The sequence below is a fragment of the Pseudomonas capeferrum genome, from assembly GCF_000731675.1.
In the GTDB taxonomy this organism is placed as follows: Bacteria; Pseudomonadota; Gammaproteobacteria; order Pseudomonadales; family Pseudomonadaceae; genus Aquipseudomonas; species Aquipseudomonas capeferrum.
In genome coordinates, this window is record NZ_JMIT01000001.1 from 2,479,112 (window position 1) to 2,495,664 (window position 16,553).

The following is a 16,553-nucleotide window of genomic DNA, read 5'->3' on the forward strand; positions in this document are numbered from 1 at the left end:
AAAGCAATTGTGTTGCAGCGCAGTCCCTTGCCTGCGAAATAGCGTGCAGGGGACGCGTCCAGTAGCGGTTGTGTCGCGATCAGGCCTGTGCTGCCAGCACCCGACGCTCCCACGGCGTGATCTCGTCGAAGAAGTCGGTCAGCTCCAGCGTCTTGCTGGCAACATAGCCTTCGATGAACTCGTTGCCGAACAGTTCCCGCGCCAGCGCGCTGCGCTTGAGGCGCTGCAGTGCTGCGTGCAGGGTGCACGGCAGGCTCAGGTGCTCTGGCACCTCGAACTCACCCTGGATGGCCGGCGCCGGCTGCAAGCGTTGCTCGATGCCGTGCAACCCGGCAGCCAGGCTTGCGGCAATCGCCAGGTACGGATTGGCATCGGCGCCGGGCAAGCGGTTTTCCACGCGCCGGGCCACGGGCGCGCTGGCCGGTATGCGCAAGCCCGCCGCGCGGTTATCCTCGGACCAGCAGGCGTTGTTGGGCGAGGCGTACGGGTGGCACAGGCGCTGGTAGGAATTGACATTGGGCGCAAACAACGCGGTGAAGTCCGCCATGCACGCCTGCAGGCCACCGATGAAGTGCAGGAAGGTGGCGGTCGGCTGTCCCTGCTCATCGCTGAACACGTTACGCCCGCTGCCGATCTCCACCAGGCTCTGATGAATGTGCATGGAACTGCCGGGGGTCTTGGCCAGGGGCTTGGCCATGCACACCACGGTCAGCCCATGCTTGAGCGCTACTTCCTTGAGCAGGTGCTTGAACAGGAAGGTCTGGTCGGCCAGCAGCAGCGGGTCACCGTGCAACAGGTTGATCTCGAACTGGCTGATGCCCATCTCGTGCATGAAGGTGTCACGTGGCAGGCCGAGCGCTGCCATGCACTGGTAGACCTCGTTGAAGAACGGCCGCAAGCCATTGTTGGAGCTGACACTGAACGCCGAATGGCCAAGCTCCCGGCGGCCATCCTTGCCCAGGGGCGGCAGAAAGGGCTGCACGGGGTCGGTGTTGGGTGCAAAGACAAAGAATTCGAGTTCGGTTGCCACCACCGGGGCCAGGCCCAAGGCTGCGTAGCGGGCGATCACCGCCTTGAGCTGGCCGCGAGTGGACAACGCAGACGACCTGCCATCCAGTTCGTTGGCGTCGCAGATGGCCAGGGCGCGGCCATCCTCGCTCCAGGGCAGGCGGTGAATTTGCGTGGGCTCGGCCACCAGCGCCAGGTCGCCGTCATCACTGCCGTAGAACCTTGCCGGCGGGTAGCCGCCCATGATGCATTGCAACAGCACGCCACGGGCCATCTGCAGACGCCGGCCTTCGAGGAAGCCCTCGGCAGTCATCACTTTGCCGCGCGGCACACCGTTGAGGTCAGGGGTGACGCATTCGATTTCATCGATGCCGTGAAGGTGTTCGGCGAGGGTGCTCTGGCCTGCGGTGGTCATGACGCGTGTCCTTGTTGTTATGGCTGACAACAACATAGGCTGGGGGTGTTTAAAATATCAAGCACCTACTGGGTTGCCAGTGCCGGCCTCTTCGCGGGGCGAGCCCGCTCCCACAGGTACCCTGTTGCTCTTTGATTCACCGGTGTGGGAGCGGGCTTGTCCCGCGAAGAGGCCAGCACTGGCAACCCTTTATTCGCGCAGGGTCATGCCATTGGCCGGCAACGGCAAGGCGGTCTTGTAGCGCACCTGCTTCAAGGCAAAACTCGAGCGAATGTTCGCCACTCCCGGCAACCGCGTCAGGTAATCGAGAAACCGCTCCAGCGCCTGAATGCTCGGCAACAGCACCCGCAGCAGGTAGTCCGGGTCGCCGGTCATCAGGTAGCACTCCATCACCTCGGGGCGCTCGGCGATCTCCTCCTCGAACCGGTGCAGCGACTGCTCCACCTGTTTTTCCAGGCTCACATGGATGAACACATTCACATCCAGCCCCAGCGCCTCCGGTGACAACAAGGTCACCTGCTGGCGGATCACCCCAAGTTCCTCCATGGCCTTGACCCGGTTGAAACAGGGGGTGGGCGACAGGTTAACCGAACGCGCCAGCTCTGCATTGGTGATGCGGGCGTTTTCCTGAAGGCTGTTGAGAATGCCGATATCGGTACGATCGAGTTTGCGCATGAGACAAATTCACCGGTTTTTTGTGTTTATGCGGAATGTTTATCTGCGCCCGTCGGCAAAGGCAACCAACTTGAGAGAAATATTCTTCTGCCGTGCCACTAAGATGTAGGGGACGCTGACTTGCCAGTCACGAGCCGGTACTCAGCGGCGGCCGCTTCAGAGCTCACAAAAACAACATTCGAGCGAGCGTAAAAAGCATGAACGAGTACGCCCCCCTGCGTTTGCATGTGCCCGAGCCAACCGGCCGGCCAGGCTGCCAGACCGATTTTTCCTACCTGCGTCTGAACGATGCAGGTACTGCCCGTAAACCTTCGATCGACGTCGACGCTGCCGACACCGCCGAGCTGTCCAACAGCTTGATCAGAGTGCTGGACGAGCATGGCGACGCACTTGGCCCGTGGGCCGAGGACATCGACCCAATGGTCCTGCGTCAAGGCATGCGCGCCATGCTCAAGACGCGTATCTTCGACAGCCGCATGGTGGTTGCCCAGCGCCAGAAAAAGATGTCCTTCTACATGCAGAGCCTGGGCGAGGAAGCCATCGGCAGCGCCCAGGCCCTGGCGCTGAACCGCACCGACATGTGCTTCCCCACCTACCGCCAGCAGAGCATCCTCATGGCCCGCGACGTGTCGCTGGTGGAGATGATCTGCCAGCTGCTGTCCAACGAGCGTGACCCGCTCAAGGGCCGCCAACTGCCGATCATGTATTCGGTGCGCGAGGCAGGTTTCTTCACCATCAGCGGCAACCTGGCGACCCAGTTCGTGCAGGCGGTCGGCTGGGCCATGGCCTCGGCGATCAAGGGCGATACCAAGATCGCCTCGGCCTGGATCGGCGACGGCGCCACTGCCGAGTCGGACTTCCACACCGCCCTGACCTTCGCCCATGTGTACCGCGCGCCGGTGATCCTCAACGTGGTCAACAACCAGTGGGCGATCTCCACCTTCCAGGCGATTGCTGGCGGTGAATCGACCACCTTCGCCGGCCGTGGCGTAGGGTGCGGCATCGCCTCGCTGCGCGTCGACGGCAACGACTTCGTCGCTGTCTACGCCGCCTCGCGCTGGGCTGCCGAACGCGCCCGCCGTGGTCTGGGTCCTTGCCTGATCGAGTGGGTCACCTACCGTGCCGGCCCGCACTCGACCTCCGACGACCCGTCCAAGTACCGCCCCGCCGATGACTGGAGCCACTTCCCGCTGGGCGACCCGATCGCCCGCCTGAAGCAGCACCTGATCAAGATCGGCCACTGGTCCGAGGAAGAACACCAGGCCGTCACCGCCGAGTTCGAAGCTGCGGTCATCGCGGCGCAGAAGGAAGCCGAACAGTACGGCACCCTGGCCAACGGCCACATCCCGAGCGCAGCCTCGATGTTCGAGGACGTGTACAAGGAAATGCCCGAACACCTGCGCCGTCAACGCCAGGAACTGGGGGTTTGAGATGAACGACCATAACAACAGCATCAACCCGGAAACCGCCATGGCCACCACTACCATGACCATGATCCAGGCCCTGCGCTCGGCCATGGATATCATGCTTGAGCGTGACGACAATGTCGTGGTCTATGGCCAGGACGTCGGTTACTTCGGCGGCGTGTTCCGCTGCACCGAAGGCCTGCAGAACAAATACGGCAAGTCGCGCGTGTTCGACGCGCCGATCTCCGAAAGCGGTATCGTCGGCACCGCTGTGGGCATGGGTGCCTACGGCCTGCGCCCGGTGGTGGAAATCCAGTTTGCCGACTATTTCTACCCTGCGTCCGACCAGATCGTCTCGGAAATGGCCCGCCTGCGGTATCGCTCGGCCGGCGAGTTCATCTCGCCGCTGACCCTGCGCATGCCGTGCGGGGGTGGAATCTACGGCGGCCAGACCCACAGCCAGAGCCCGGAGGCGATGTTCACCCAGGTGTGCGGACTGCGCACGGTCATGCCGTCCAACCCCTATGACGCCAAGGGCCTGCTGATCGCCTCGATCGAATGCGACGACCCGGTCATCTTCCTCGAGCCCAAGCGCCTCTACAACGGCCCGTTCGACGGCCACCACGACCGCCCTGTGACGCCCTGGGCGAAGCACCCGCACAGCGCCGTGCCGGATGGCTATTACACCGTGCCACTGGACAAGGCGGCGATCACCCGCCCGGGCAATGATGTCACCGTGCTGACCTACGGCACCACGGTCTACGTGGCCCAGGTGGCCGCCGAGGAGACCGGCGTCGACGCCGAAGTCATCGACCTGCGCAGCCTGTGGCCGCTGGACCTGGAAACCATCGTCGCGTCGGTGAAGAAGACCGGCCGCTGCGTGGTGGTGCATGAGGCCACCCGTACCTGTGGTTTCGGTGCCGAGCTGGTGTCGCTGGTTCAGGAACACTGCTTCCATCACCTCGAAGCGCCGATCGAGCGCGTCACCGGCTGGGACACCCCCTACCCCCACGCACAGGAATGGGCTTACTTCCCAGGGCCTTCGCGGGTAGGTGCGGCATTGAAACGGGTCATGGAGGTCTGAATGGGCACGCACGTCATCAAGATGCCGGACATTGGCGAAGGCATCGCACAGGTCGAGTTGGTCGAGTGGTTCGTCAAGGTCGGCGATGTGATCGCCGAGGACCAGGTAGTGGCCGATGTCATGACCGACAAGGCGACCGTGGAAATCCCTTCGCCGGTCAGCGGCAAGGTGCTGGCCTTGGGTGGCCAGCCGGGTGAAGTGATGGCGGTCGGCAGCGAGCTGATCCGCATCGAAGTAGAGGGCAGCGGCAACCATGTCGACGCGCCGCAGGGCAAGCCGGCCGACACCAAGCCGGCCGAGGCAGTTGTCGCGCCAGTCGCGAGCACGCCGCAACCGCGTGCCGCAGTGCCAGCGCCCGCCTGCCAGGGCGCAGCCCCCCACACCGCCGCGCCCATCGTGCCGCGCCAGGCCGGCGACAAGCCACTGGCCTCTCCGGCCGTGCGCAAACGTGCGCTGGATGCCGGTATCGAACTGCGCTACGTGCACGGCAGCGGCCCGGCCGGGCGCATCCTGCACGAAGACCTCGACGGTTTCATGAGCAAACCGCAGACCGCAGCCGGGCAAGCCCCGAGCGGCTACGCCAAGCGTACCGACAGCGAGCAGGTGCAAGTCATCGGCCTGCGCCGCAAGATCGCCCAGCGCATGCAGGACGCCAAGCGCCGGGTCGCGCACTTCAGCTATGTCGAGGAAATCGACGTCACCGCCCTGGAAGCCCTGCGCCAGCAGCTCAACCAGAAGCACGGCGACAGCCGTGGCAAGTTGACCTTGCTGCCGTTCCTGGTCCGCGCCCTGGTCGTGGCCCTGCGCGACTTTCCGCAGATCAACGCCACCTATGACGACGAAGCACAGATCATCACCCGCCATGGCGCGGTGCATGTGGGCATCGCCACCCAGGGTGACAACGGCCTGATGGTGCCGGTGCTGCGCCATGCCGAAGCCGGCAACTTGTGGGGCAATGCCAGCGAAATCTCGCGCCTGGCCACTGCCGCGCGCAGCAACAAGGCCAGCCGCGAAGAACTGTCCGGCTCGACCATCACCCTGACCAGCCTCGGTGCGTTGGGCGGCATCGTCAGTACGCCGGTGGTCAACACCCCGGAAGTGGCGATCGTCGGCGTCAACCGCATGGTCGAGCGGCCGATGGTGATCGACGGCCAGATCGTCGTGCGCAAGATGATGAACCTGTCCAGCTCGTTCGACCACCGTGTGGTCGATGGCATGGATGCCGCGCTGTTCATCCAGGCCGTGCGTGGCCTGCTTGAACAACCCGCCTGCCTGTTCGTGGAGTGAGCATGCAACAGACTATCGAAACCACCCTGCTGATCATCGGCGGCGGTCCTGGCGGCTATGTGGCCGCCATCCGCGCCGGGCAACTGGGTATCCCCACCGTGCTGGTCGAAGGCCAGGCGCTGGGCGGCACTTGCCTGAACGTCGGCTGCATTCCGTCCAAGGCATTGATCCATGTCGCCGAGCAGTTTCACCAGACCTCGCGGTACACCGCGCCGTCGGCACTGGGCATCAGTGTCGGCGCGCCGCGCCTGGACATCACCCAGAGCGTGGCCTGGAAAGACGGTATCGTCGACCGCCTGACCAGTGGGGTTGCGGCCTTGCTGAAAAAGCACGGGGTCAAGGTGATCCACGGCTGGGCGAAGATCCTCGACGGCAAGCATGTCGACGTCGATGGCCAGCGCATCCAGTGCGAGCACCTGCTGCTGGCTACAGGCTCCAACAGCGTCGAACTGCCGATGCTGCCGCTGGGCGGGGCGATCATTTCCTCGACCGAGGCACTGGCACCGGCGGCCTTGCCGCAGCACCTGGTGGTGGTAGGCGGTGGCTATATCGGCCTGGAGCTGGGTATCGCCTACCGCAAGCTGGGCGCACAGGTGAGCGTGGTGGAAGCACGCGAGCGCATCCTGCCAACCTACGACAGCGAACTGACTGCCCCGGTGGCCGAGGCGCTGAAGAAGTTGGGCATCGCCGTGCACCTGGGCCATAGCGTCGAGGGTTACGATAACGGCTGCCTGCTGGCCCGTGACGGCCAGGGCGAGCAACTGCGCCTGGAAGCGGACCGGGTACTGGTGGCCGTGGGCCGCCGCCCCCGCACCCAGGGTTTCAACCTTGAATCCCTGGCGCTGAAGATGAACGGCGCCGCCATCGCCATTGACGAGCGCTGCCAGACCAGCATGCACAATGTCTGGGCCATCGGCGACGTGGCCGGTGAACCGATGCTCGCGCACCGGGCCATGGCCCAGGGCGAGATGGTCGCCGAGATCATCGCTGGCAAGGCACGGCGCTTCGAACCCAGCGCAATCGCTGCGGTGTGCTTTACCGACCCGGAGATCGTGGTGGTCGGCAAGACGCCTGAGCAGGCCAGCCAGCAGGGCCTTGACTGCATCGTCGCGCAGTTCCCGTTCGCCGCCAACGGCCGGGCCATGAGCCTTGAGTCCAAAGCCGGCTTCGTGCGCGTGGTAGCGCGCCGCGACAATCACCTGATCCTGGGTTGGCAGGCGGTGGGCGTGGCCGTTTCGGAATTGTCCACGGCCTTTGCCCAGTCAGTGGAAATGGGCGCATGCCTGGAAGATATCGCGGGCACCATCCACGCCCACCCGACGTTGGGTGAAGCGGTCCAGGAAGCGGCATTGCGTGCGCTGGGCCACGCCCTGCATATCTGACGCTGAAAGGGCTCAGGCCGATTGAGTCCCTGGGGGTGCGGGTAAAACCGCTCCCCTCAGGCACCCGCTAAATCAGCAAGATCCGTGTTGTTCTGCAAGCGCAGTCAGGTCATACGCTATCGCGTTCTTGCCCGCCCCCTTGGCCCGGTACAGGGCCTTGTCGGCACGGGCCAGCAGGTCATCCGGCGCATCACCTTCCTGCCACTGCACCACCCCATAGCTCATGGTCAGGCGACACTCGCCGACCGGCGCCACCTTCTCCATCACCTGGCGCAACCTTGCAGCCACTTCAAGCGCCTCGTCCAGCAGCGTCTGCGGCAGCACAATGACGAACTCATCGCCGCCCCAACGCGCCAGCAGGTCATATTCGCGCAGGCAGGTACGCAGGTTGTCGACCACCTGGACCAGCGCCGCATCGCCACGGGCATGGCCATAGCGGTCATTGATCGGTTTGAAGTCGTCCACGTCCATGGCAATCAGCGACAACGGCTGGCGGAAGCGTTGGCTCCGCTCGCATTCCTGCTGCAGCACCTTGTCCAGCCGATAGCGATTGGCGATCCGGGTCAACGCATCGCGCTCGGCTAGTTCGCGGTTTTCATCCAGCTGGCGCTGCAACTGCTGGTTGACCCAGGACAACTCACGGGTGCGTTCGGCCACCAGGCTTTCCAGCGACAGGTTCTGTTGCTCAAGCTGCGCTACCCGCCGCTTGCCGGCATCGATGTTGCGGTGGGCGCCAAGCATGCGCGCCACCGAGCCGTCGCTGTTGCGGGCGATGATGTAGCCGCTGTCTTCGACCCACAGATAACTGCCATCCTGGCAACGACATCGGTACTCGATCAGGTAGCGCTCGTTGCGTTGGGTGATGTAGGCCTCGAAGTGCGCCATTACCCGCGGATAGTCCTCCGGGTGGATCACGCTTTCCCAGGTCAGCACCGAGTTGGCCATGGAATGGCTGGCGTAGCCGAGCATGGCGTACCAACCCGGGTTGCGATAGACGTAGCCAGTGTTGGCATTCCAGTCCCAGATGCCGTCGCTGATCAATTCGAACAAGGTATGCAGCTGCTGCTCACTGAAGCCGGCGGGTGCCGGCCTGGTGTTTTGACTCATGGACGCTCTCCCTGATGTCCAGCAACTGCGCCCCGGTCAAGAGCTGCCGACAGTTTTGATAGGGGCCGCAGGCGGCAAGGCAATGCCGCTGACGGGCAAGCATATGCCCGCCAGGGTGCAACCGGAATAGTACCAAGGGGCTATTTCTCGATGGGCCTCGCGGCGGCGGCTGGTTTGGCTGGCATTGCGTTTCGTATAAGATATCCACAAAGCCTGATTGCTGGAAAATCCCGTGCCGCTGCCGTCGTTCAAAGCTACCAACCTGGGTGCCACACCTTCGATGTCCGAAATCATCGCCAAGCACCTGCGCGAGGCGATCATCTCGGGGCAGCTCGCCGAAGGCGAACCGGTGCGCCAGGACGAGGTGGCGCAGGCCTTCAATGTCAGCAAGATTCCGGTGCGCGAGGCGTTGAAACGCCTTGAAGCGGAAGGCCTGGTGGACTTTCATCGCAACCGTGGTGCCCTGGTTACGCGCATTTCCGAGCCTGAGCTGGCGCAGATGTTCGAGGTCAGAGTGCTGCTGGAGGTGAAGGCGATTCGCCTGGCGATCCCCAACATGACCGAAGCGCACTTTGCCCGTGCCGAAGCCATCTGCGCGGAGTTCATCGGCGAGGACGATATCGGCCGCTGGGCCGACCTCAACTGGGCGCTGCATGCGTGTTTGTACGAGCCCGCAAAACGCCCCTACCTGATCGGCCTGATTCGCTCCATCCATGACAAGGTCGAACGCTATCTGCGCATGCAGATGAGCTTGTCGGCCGGCAAGGACCGCGCGGATCACGAGCATCGCGACATTGTCGCCGCCTGCCGCGCACGGGACGTGGAGCTGGCTGCCCGGCTGATCGAGACGCACATCAATGGGGTGTGCCAAAGCCTTTACGATCATCTGCCCCATAACTGAGCAGCCCTGCCTTGATTTTTAGGGTGGCGTATAGCGAGCGCCGCCCGCCCGCGACCGCCTGTCCTTGGCTTCGTTTTTGCTTATCTAGATATCGTATACGAAATACAATATAAGGAATGGACGGCACCCAACGATGCCGAACTGCCTACTCCTTCTTCCAATAATACGTATCGGAGTGCAAAACGATGACCACACCCACAACTGCGGCATCAGTGAGTGCCGCGAACACAGCAGAAAAGGCGCCTGCGGGCATCAAACGCGTGGTGGCAGCCGCCATGGCGGGCGCCGTTGCCGAGTGGTACGAATTCTTCCTGTATGGCACCGCGTCCGCGCTGGTCTTCGGCCAACTGTTCTTCCGCCAGACCGGCAGCGCGATGGACGGCATCATCGCGGCATTCGCCCTCTATGCCGTGGGCTTTCTCGCCCGCCCCATCGGCGGCCTGGTATTTGGCCACTACGGTGACAAGGTCGGGCGCAAACACTTGCTGCAGATCAGCCTGATCGTGGTCGGGGTGACCACCTTCCTCATGGGCTGCCTGCCCACCTTCGAACGCATCGGCTATGCCGCCCCCATCCTGCTGGTGGTATTGAGATTGATCCAAGGCTTTGCCTTTGGCGGCGAATGGGGTGGGGCCGTGCTGCTGGTGTCCGAACACAGCCCGGACAACCGTCGCGGCTTCTGGGCCAGCTGGCCGCAAGCGGGCGTGCCGGCAGGCAACCTGATTGCCACGGTCATCCTTCTGCTGCTCTCGACCAACCTGTCCGAAGCGCAATTTCTCGACTGGGGCTGGCGCGTCGCCTTCTGGTTCTCGGCCGTGGTGGTGCTGATTGGCTACTGGATCCGCACCCGGGTCGATGATGCGCCCATCTTCAAAGAAGCCCAGGCCCGCCAGCAGCGGGTGGAAAGCCAGCAACTGGGCGTGGTCGAGGTGGTCACCAAATACTGGCGCGAAGTGCTGATCGGCATCGGTGCCCGGTTTGCGGAGAACATCCTCTACTACATCGTCGTCACCTTCTCCATCACCTACCTGAAGCTGGTGGTGCACAAGGACACGTCAGAGATCCTGCTGCTGATGTTTGGCGCTCACCTGCTGCACTTCTTCATGATCCCGCTCATGGGCTACCTCTCGGACATCATCGGCCGTAAGCCTGTGTACCTGATCGGCGCCGTGCTCACCGCGTTCTGGGGCTTCGTCGGCTTCCCGATGATGGACACCGGCAACGACTGGCTGATTATGGCGGCCATCACCCTGGGCCTGGCCATCGAGTCGATGACCTACGCGCCCTACTCCGCCCTGATGGCCGAACTGTTCCCGACCCATGTGCGCTACACCGCCCTGTCGCTGTGCTACCAGGTGGCGCCGATCCTGGCCGGTTCGCTGGCGCCGCTGATCGCCGTGACCCTGCTGAAGGAATACAACAGCTCAACGCCGATCGCCTGGTACCTGGTGGCCTCCGCCGTGATCTCGATCATTGCCGTCGCCGGTGCCAGGGAAACACGTGGCAAGTCGCTGCGGGCGGTGGATGAAGAATCCCTGGCACGCACCGCCGACCGCTGACAGACCAACAAGAACGATAACCCTCGAGGTAATGACCATGAGCAACATCTTCACCGGCACCATCCCCGCACTGATGACCCCGTGCACCCCCGAGCGCAAGCCCGATTATGACGCCCTGGTGCGCAAAGGCCGCGAACTGATCGAAGCCGGCATGAGCGCCGTGGTGTATTGCGGCTCCATGGGCGACTGGCCGCTGCTCACCGAGGCAGAGCGCCAGGAGGGGGTGGCACGCCTGGTAGCGGCCGGCATCCCGACCATCGTCGGCACCGGTGCGGTCAACTCCCGCGAAGCCGTGGCCCATGCCGCCCATGCTGCTAAGGTTGGCGCCCAGGGGTTGATGGTGATCCCCCGTGTGCTGTCCCGTGGTGCGTCGGCAGTGGCCCAGAAGGCCCACTTCAAGGCCATCCTCGATGCCGCCCCGCAGCTGCCGGCGGTGATCTACAACAGCCCGTACTACGGGTTCGCGACCCGCGCCGACCTGTTTTTCGAACTGCGCCGCGAGCACCCCAACCTGATCGGCTTCAAGGAGTTCGGCGGCGCTGCGGATATGCGTTATGCCGCAGAGTTCATCACCGCCAAAGATGATGACGTCACCTTGATGGTGGGCGTCGATACCCAGGTGGTGCACGGGTTCGTCAACTGCAATGCCACCGGCGCCATCACCGGCATTGGCAATGCGCTGCCGCGCGAGGTGCTGCACCTGGTGGCGCTGGCCAAACGTGCAGCCCAGGGCGATGCCAAAGCGCGGCGCCTTGCCGGGGAACTGGAAGCGGCCCTGGCCGTGCTGTCGTCCTTCGATGAAGGCTGCGACCTGGTGCTGTACTACAAGCACCTGATGGTGCTCAACGGCAACCCGGAATACGCCCTGCACTTCAACGAAACCGATGCATTGACCGACGCCCAGCGCCGCTATGCCGAACAGCAGTACGCGCTGTTCCGCGCTTGGTACGCCGACTGGTCGGCGGCCAACAACGTGGACTGACAACGCGCAGCCATGCCCCCTTCCCCTGGGCAGGGGGGCAGTGTGCAAGATCTACCCTTGCGGCCAGCTTTCACGGGCATTACCTTGGCAGCAACCCTCGCCCTCCCGGACACCGCCAAGGACTTCAAATGCCGTACCCCAGCGCGACCCAAGCGTTCAGACAGGGCGCCCACAGCGTCCTGCCGTTGACCTCCGGGGTCGTGCCGTTCGGCTTGATCACCGGGGTCACGGCCATCGGCATGGGCCTGTCGCCCGCCGATGCCATCGGCATGACCTTGCTGTTCTATTCAGGCTCGGCGCAAATGGTGGTGATGCAGTTGATGCAGAACAGCGCCCTGCCGGTAACCATGGTGGTCACGGCGCTGGTGATCAACCTCCGCTTCCTGATGTACAGCGCCAGCCTGGCCCCGCACCTTGGCCATATGCCACGGCGGCACAAGTGGCCGATGGCCTACCTGCTTTCGGACCAGTCCTTTGCCTTGTGTTCGTTGAAAATGGCCTCGGGGGAACTGGGCCGTTTCGCCTTCCACTACTACGCCGGCACGGCCATTACCATGTGGTTCGGCTGGAACCTCTCGGTGCTGGCCGGCATATACCTGGGCGCGGGCATCCCGGAAGACTGGTCCCTGGGCTTTGCCATCCCCTTGTCGTTCCTGGCGCTGCTGATCCCCAGCCTGCGCAGCCCGGCGACCATTGGCGCGGCATTGACCGGTGGTGTACTCGCCGTGCTGGCGGTAGACCTGCCCTATAACCTGGGCCTGTTGGCGGGTGCACTGGGCGGGATCATCGCCGGCCTGCTCCTCGAGCGCCTGCAAAAAGGCAGAACCGTGCAGCCTGTGGCTGATGAAAACCGCGAACAGGAAGCATCATGAGCGAAATGACCCCGTGGATGACCTTCCTGCTGATCGGCCTGGGCACCTTCGCGGTGCGCTTGTCGTTCATCGAGTTCTACGCCGTGCTGCGCATACCGCCGCTGTTTCGCCGCGCCCTGGCGTATGTGCCGGCCAGCGTGCTGGCCGCACTGGTGCTGCCGGCCGTGGTGCTGCCTGACCGGCAGGCCGACTTCGACTGGCTGAACCCGCAGATACCGGCCGCGATACTCGCGGGCCTGGTTGCCTGGCGCACGCGCAGCACGCTGCTGACGCTGGGCGTGGGCATGGGCGCGCTGTGGGCGTTGAAGCACTGGGGGCTGTAGGCTTTGGCGGAGGGTGTGAAGAAATGGCGTCCCAGGCAGGAATTGAACCTGCAACCTTCCCCTTAGGAGGGGGATGCTCTATCCAATTGAGCTACTGAGACGCAAACACCGGCAGTGAGCACTGCACGGTTGGACGGCCAGCATGTTAACCAGCATGCTGGCGTTTGTCATGCTGCAACAGGCCTTTTTCACGTAATCCTTTTCTGCGGGCCGGTGCCGGGCGCGTCTGGCCCGGCAATCACGCCTTCATCGTGCAGCAGTTTGAACAACCTGGTCACCGCCGCTTCGAGCGTGGTGGAGTTGTCCAACACATGCACTGACGGATCGGCGACCGCCTGCAGCCCGCTGTTACGTGCCAGGCGCTGCTCGATCTCTTGCGCGGTCTCCCGGCCTCTGGCAAGCAAGCGCTCGCGCAGCACCTGCGGTTTCACGTCGATGAGCACCGGCAGAAGGTCTGGGTAGCGCCGCCGCGCTTCGCTCAGGTAGGCCCGGGAACCGTTGACCAGTACCGGCCTGCCCGCCTGCAGCCATTGATCGACCTGTAGCGGGATGCCGTAACCCAGGCCATTGGCGCGCCAGTGCATGGCGAAAGCACCTTGGGCACACAGCGCTTCGAACTGCTCGGCAGTGACGCCATGGGCAGCTTCACCCTTGGCTTCGGCCGAACGGGTGATGACGCGACGGGCGATTTGCACCCCGGCTGCAACAAGTTGTTCGCGCGCGGCATCGATCAGGGAATCTTTCCCGGAACCCGAGGGTCCTATGAGAAATATCAGCCGGCCTGTCGCTGATCGACGAGCGCTTGCGTCATGTTGCATAGCCACTATGCTCTAAGGAAGGAAACCCGCGCATTCTAGGTGTTTTCTTGGCCTTTTGCTGCGTTTTACCAGTTTTTGACGGCAGAAGAATGACGGCAGGGCAAGTTGGGGCAGGTAAAACTTTTCAAACCAGTGCTCATTTCTGATAATTGGTACTGGCATAAAGCCTTTATCCAGCTCACTATTTGTCACAGAATTGACGCCAAGGAAACGGCGAGCATGAGGCAAGATGAGCATCCAATTTTCCATGTCGGTTGAACATTTTGTCGTCGTCACGGTCGTACTTCCACCCCCGTGCGGCCAATTTGACAACCGCGTCCCCTGAACCAGAAAATCCGGTCAATTTATATGCGCCCATTGAAACAGGCTATTTATTCGAGCCGCACTGCTGACAAGTTTGTCGTCCGCCTGCCAGACGGGATGCGTGAGCGCATTGCCGAGGTAGCGCGCAACCATCACCGCAGCATGAACTCCGAAATCATCGCGCGCCTGGAACAGAGCCTTATCCAGGAAGGTGCGTTGGGTGACGAGCTGAGCATGCGCCTGGACAGCCCTGAACTGTCCCTGCATGAGCGCGAGCTGCTGCAGCGCTTCCGCCAACTGTCGCACCGACAGCAGAACGCTCTGGTCGCCCTCATCGCTCACGATGTGGAAATGGCCGCAGACGCTTCCTGACGTCAGCTTGCAATCGAGTACAAAAAAGCCAGCGTAAGCTGGCTTTTTTGGTTCTGCCTGTGGGAGCCGGGTTCACCCGCCCCCACACGCCAGGGTTCAGAGCAGGAACAGCGTCGCCAGCCCGAGGAAGATGAAGAACCCGCCACTGTCGGTAACCGCAGTGATCATCACACTCGACCCCATCGCCGGATCGCGCCCCAGACGCGTCAGCGTCATCGGGATCAACACGCCCATCAGCGCGGCCAACAACAGGTTTAGCGTCATCGCCGCGGTCATCACCAGGCCCAGCGACCAGCTGTCATACAGCCAGAACGCCACCACACCAATCACACCGCCCCAGATCAGGCCGTTGAGCAGCGACACCGCCAGTTCCTTGCGCATCAACCGACTGGTATTGCCTGGCGACACCTGGTCCAGCGCCATGGCGCGCACGATCATGGTGATGGTCTGATTACCCGAGTTACCCCCAATACCTGCCACGATCGGCATCAGCGCAGCCAGCGCCACCAGCTTCTCGATCGACCCCTCGAACAGGCCGATCACGCGCGAGGCCAGGAACGCCGTGATCAGGTTGATGGCCAGCCACGCCCAGCGGTTGCGCAGCGAACGCCAGACCGAAGCGAAGATGTCTTCTTCTTCGCGCAGACCTGCCATGTTCAGCACTTCGCTCTCGCTCTCCTCACGGATCAGGTCGACCATTTCGTCGATGGTCAGACGGCCGATCAAGCGATCGCTCTTGTCCACCACCGGGGCGGATACGAGGTCGTAACGCTCGAAGGCTTGAGCAGCGTCGTAGGCATCTTCATCGGGATGGAAGGACACAGGGTCGGTCGCCATGACCTCCGCCACCTTCTTGTCCGGGTCATTGACCAGTAGGCGCTTGATAGGCAGCACGCCCTTGAGGATGCCGTCATAGTCGACCACGAAGAGTTTGTCGGTGTGGTTCGGCAACTCTTTCAGGCGGCGCAGGTAACGCAACACGACTTCGAGGCTGACGTCTTCGCGGATGGTGACCATCTCGAAGTCCATCAGCGCACCCACCTGCTCCTCGTCGTAGCTCAACGCCGAGCGCACACGCTCGCGTTGCTGGGCATCGAGGGTTTCCATCAACTCGTGAACGACGTCGCGCGGCAGCTCTGGCGCCAGGTCGGCGAGTTCGTCGGCGTCCATTTCCTTGGCAGCGGCGAGCAGTTCGTGATCGTCCATGTCGGCGATCAGCGACTGACGAACCGAATCGGAAACTTCAAGCAGGATGTCGCCGTCGCGGTCCGAGCGCACCAGCTGCCAGACCGTCAGGCGGTCTTCCAGGGGCAATGCTTCGAGGATGTAGGCGACGTCGGCGGGGTGCAGGTCATCGAGCTTGCGTTGCAGCTCGACCAGGTTCTGGCGGTGGACCAGGTTTTCCACCAGGTCGTGGTGAGCACCCTCCTGGCGGTGGGTGAGGTCTTCGACCACACGCTGACGCTGCAGCAGTTCGACCACCTGGGCCAGGCGATCCTGCAGGCTCTCTTGCGCTTTCTTTACTTCTACTTCAGTCATAGGCGAGCTCCACTCCCAGCAGCGGAGCACGCCGGGGGAATCAATCGGTCAGATCTTTCTGTATGAAACTTGTTAAGGAGTAACTACTGGGTAAGTCCATGGTGGTATTCCACAAGCCCCGGCGGGGCTGACGGGCGCAATCATACACTGCCTCGGCGGGCAGATCGCTTAAATTTTTGGCCAGAACAATCGTTTGCGAGATAAAGCTAGGACAACGCTCGAAGCTATCAGTGCGACGGCTGTACTGGATCAGGAAGCACATTTGTTTTCTTGGCAGGCGGCGCGCCAGCTTCTGGCGGCACCCCAGCGATTACAGAAAAGCTTAGTTGGACATCGCCGACAATTCAGCGAAACAGAAAAACAAAAAGCCCGCTTGAATAAGCGGGCTTCTTGTTTGTGTGTGGCGGACTCAGCAGGATTCGAACCTGCGACCGCTCGGTTCGTAGCCGAGTACTCTATCCAGCTGAGCTATGAGTCCGCAATGGGTAGTTTTAGACCAGATTACCACTGGTTGTCTGAA

General features: G+C 62.8%; 16 protein-coding genes and 2 tRNA genes. 10 read left to right on the plus strand and 8 right to left on the minus strand.

Annotated elements, in window-relative coordinates; genetic code table 11:
- Window positions 1-79: 79 nt before the first annotated feature.
- Together PC358_RS11070 and bkdR are read right to left on the minus strand one after the other, a co-directional pair.
- A complete protein-coding gene (locus tag PC358_RS11070; RefSeq protein WP_077068544.1) occupies window positions 80-1,321 on the minus strand; it encodes a glutamine synthetase family protein in 1,242 nt (413 codons plus the stop codon).
- A 291-nt stretch (window positions 1,322-1,612) separates the two neighbouring features.
- Window positions 1,613-2,098: a Bkd operon transcriptional regulator BkdR gene (gene bkdR / locus PC358_RS11075; protein WP_027593063.1), complete on the minus strand. Its 486-nt coding sequence runs from the start codon at window positions 2,096-2,098 to the stop codon at window positions 1,613-1,615.
- Between the two features lie 197 nt (window positions 2,099-2,295).
- Here bkdR and PC358_RS11080 point away from each other — a divergent pair, with 197 nt between their 5' ends.
- Genes PC358_RS11080 through lpdA form a run of 4 tightly spaced genes read left to right on the plus strand, consistent with a single transcriptional unit; the run spans window position 2,296 to window position 7,257 of the window.
- Window positions 2,296-3,528 (plus strand): 3-methyl-2-oxobutanoate dehydrogenase (2-methylpropanoyl-transferring) subunit alpha, encoded by a 1,233-nt coding sequence (locus PC358_RS11080; protein ID WP_033699536.1) that lies wholly within the window; start codon window positions 2,296-2,298, stop codon window positions 3,526-3,528.
- A 1-nt stretch (window position 3,529) separates the two neighbouring features.
- Window positions 3,530-4,588 carry an alpha-ketoacid dehydrogenase subunit beta gene (locus PC358_RS11085; RefSeq protein ID WP_033699538.1) on the plus strand — a complete coding sequence of 353 codons (1,059 nt, stop codon included), beginning with the start codon at window positions 3,530-3,532 and terminating at the stop codon, window positions 4,586-4,588.
- Window positions 4,589-5,875: a dihydrolipoamide acetyltransferase family protein gene (locus PC358_RS11090; protein ID WP_033699540.1), complete on the plus strand. Its 1,287-nt coding sequence runs from the start codon at window positions 4,589-4,591 to the stop codon at window positions 5,873-5,875.
- 2 nt (window positions 5,876-5,877) lie between these two features.
- Window positions 5,878-7,257, plus strand: coding sequence for a dihydrolipoyl dehydrogenase (lpdA, locus tag PC358_RS11095; RefSeq protein ID WP_033699542.1), 1,380 nt, complete (start codon window positions 5,878-5,880; stop codon window positions 7,255-7,257).
- 72 nt (window positions 7,258-7,329) lie between these two features.
- Here lpdA and PC358_RS11100 read toward each other — a convergent pair whose 3' ends face one another.
- Complete coding sequence (locus PC358_RS11100) at window positions 7,330-8,364, minus strand: sensor domain-containing diguanylate cyclase (RefSeq protein ID WP_050506089.1); 1,035 nt, start codon at window positions 8,362-8,364, stop codon at window positions 7,330-7,332.
- A 280-nt stretch (window positions 8,365-8,644) separates the two neighbouring features.
- Here PC358_RS11100 and PC358_RS11105 point away from each other — a divergent pair, with 280 nt between their 5' ends.
- From PC358_RS11105 to PC358_RS11125, 5 genes are all read left to right on the plus strand, one after another.
- Window positions 8,645-9,265: a GntR family transcriptional regulator gene (locus PC358_RS11105; RefSeq protein WP_152604616.1), complete on the plus strand. Its 621-nt coding sequence runs from the start codon at window positions 8,645-8,647 to the stop codon at window positions 9,263-9,265.
- Window positions 9,266-9,450: 185 nt separating this feature from the next.
- Window positions 9,451-10,824, plus strand: a complete 1,374-nt coding sequence (gene abaF, locus PC358_RS11110) for a fosfomycin efflux MFS transporter AbaF (protein ID WP_033699544.1) — start codon at window positions 9,451-9,453, stop codon at window positions 10,822-10,824.
- Window positions 10,825-10,861: 37 nt separating this feature from the next.
- The gene (locus PC358_RS11115) at window positions 10,862-11,806 is read left to right on the plus strand and encodes a dihydrodipicolinate synthase family protein (RefSeq protein ID WP_420847908.1); all 945 of its coding nucleotides are present in this window, start codon (window positions 10,862-10,864) and stop codon (window positions 11,804-11,806) included.
- A gap of 128 nt (window positions 11,807-11,934) precedes the next feature.
- On the plus strand, window positions 11,935-12,678 hold the full coding sequence (locus PC358_RS11120; protein WP_033699547.1) for an AzlC family ABC transporter permease: 744 nt from the start codon (window positions 11,935-11,937) through the stop codon (window positions 12,676-12,678).
- A complete protein-coding gene (locus PC358_RS11125; RefSeq protein WP_033699548.1) occupies window positions 12,675-13,001 on the plus strand; it encodes an AzlD domain-containing protein in 327 nt (108 codons plus the stop codon). The genes PC358_RS11120 and PC358_RS11125 overlap by 4 nt, the downstream gene beginning before the upstream one ends.
- Before the next feature lie 24 nt (window positions 13,002-13,025).
- Here the strand turns inward: PC358_RS11125 and PC358_RS11130 are convergent.
- The 3 genes from PC358_RS11130 to PC358_RS27110 form a co-directional block, all read right to left on the minus strand.
- Window positions 13,026-13,102, minus strand: a tRNA-Arg gene (locus PC358_RS11130).
- 87 nt (window positions 13,103-13,189) lie between these two features.
- The gene (phnN, locus tag PC358_RS11135; protein WP_033699550.1) at window positions 13,190-13,819 is read right to left on the minus strand and encodes a phosphonate metabolism protein/1,5-bisphosphokinase (PRPP-forming) PhnN; all 630 of its coding nucleotides are present in this window, start codon (window positions 13,817-13,819) and stop codon (window positions 13,190-13,192) included.
- A 12-nt stretch (window positions 13,820-13,831) separates the two neighbouring features.
- Window positions 13,832-14,095 (minus strand): hypothetical protein, encoded by a 264-nt coding sequence (locus PC358_RS27110; protein ID WP_077068496.1) that lies wholly within the window; start codon window positions 14,093-14,095, stop codon window positions 13,832-13,834.
- A gap of 72 nt (window positions 14,096-14,167) precedes the next feature.
- On the opposite strand from PC358_RS27110, the gene PC358_RS11140 reads away from it, so the two are divergent.
- Window positions 14,168-14,494 carry an Arc family DNA-binding protein gene (locus PC358_RS11140; RefSeq protein ID WP_033699552.1) on the plus strand — a complete coding sequence of 109 codons (327 nt, stop codon included), beginning with the start codon at window positions 14,168-14,170 and terminating at the stop codon, window positions 14,492-14,494.
- 96 nt (window positions 14,495-14,590) lie between these two features.
- Here PC358_RS11140 and mgtE read toward each other — a convergent pair whose 3' ends face one another.
- Both mgtE and PC358_RS11155 read right to left on the minus strand, forming a co-directional pair.
- Entirely contained in the window at window positions 14,591-16,033 is a 1,443-nt protein-coding gene (gene mgtE, locus PC358_RS11145) for a magnesium transporter (RefSeq protein WP_033699555.1), read from the minus strand.
- Between the two features lie 401 nt (window positions 16,034-16,434).
- Window positions 16,435-16,511 (minus strand) — tRNA-Arg (locus tag PC358_RS11155).
- Window positions 16,512-16,553: the final 42 nt, after the last annotated feature.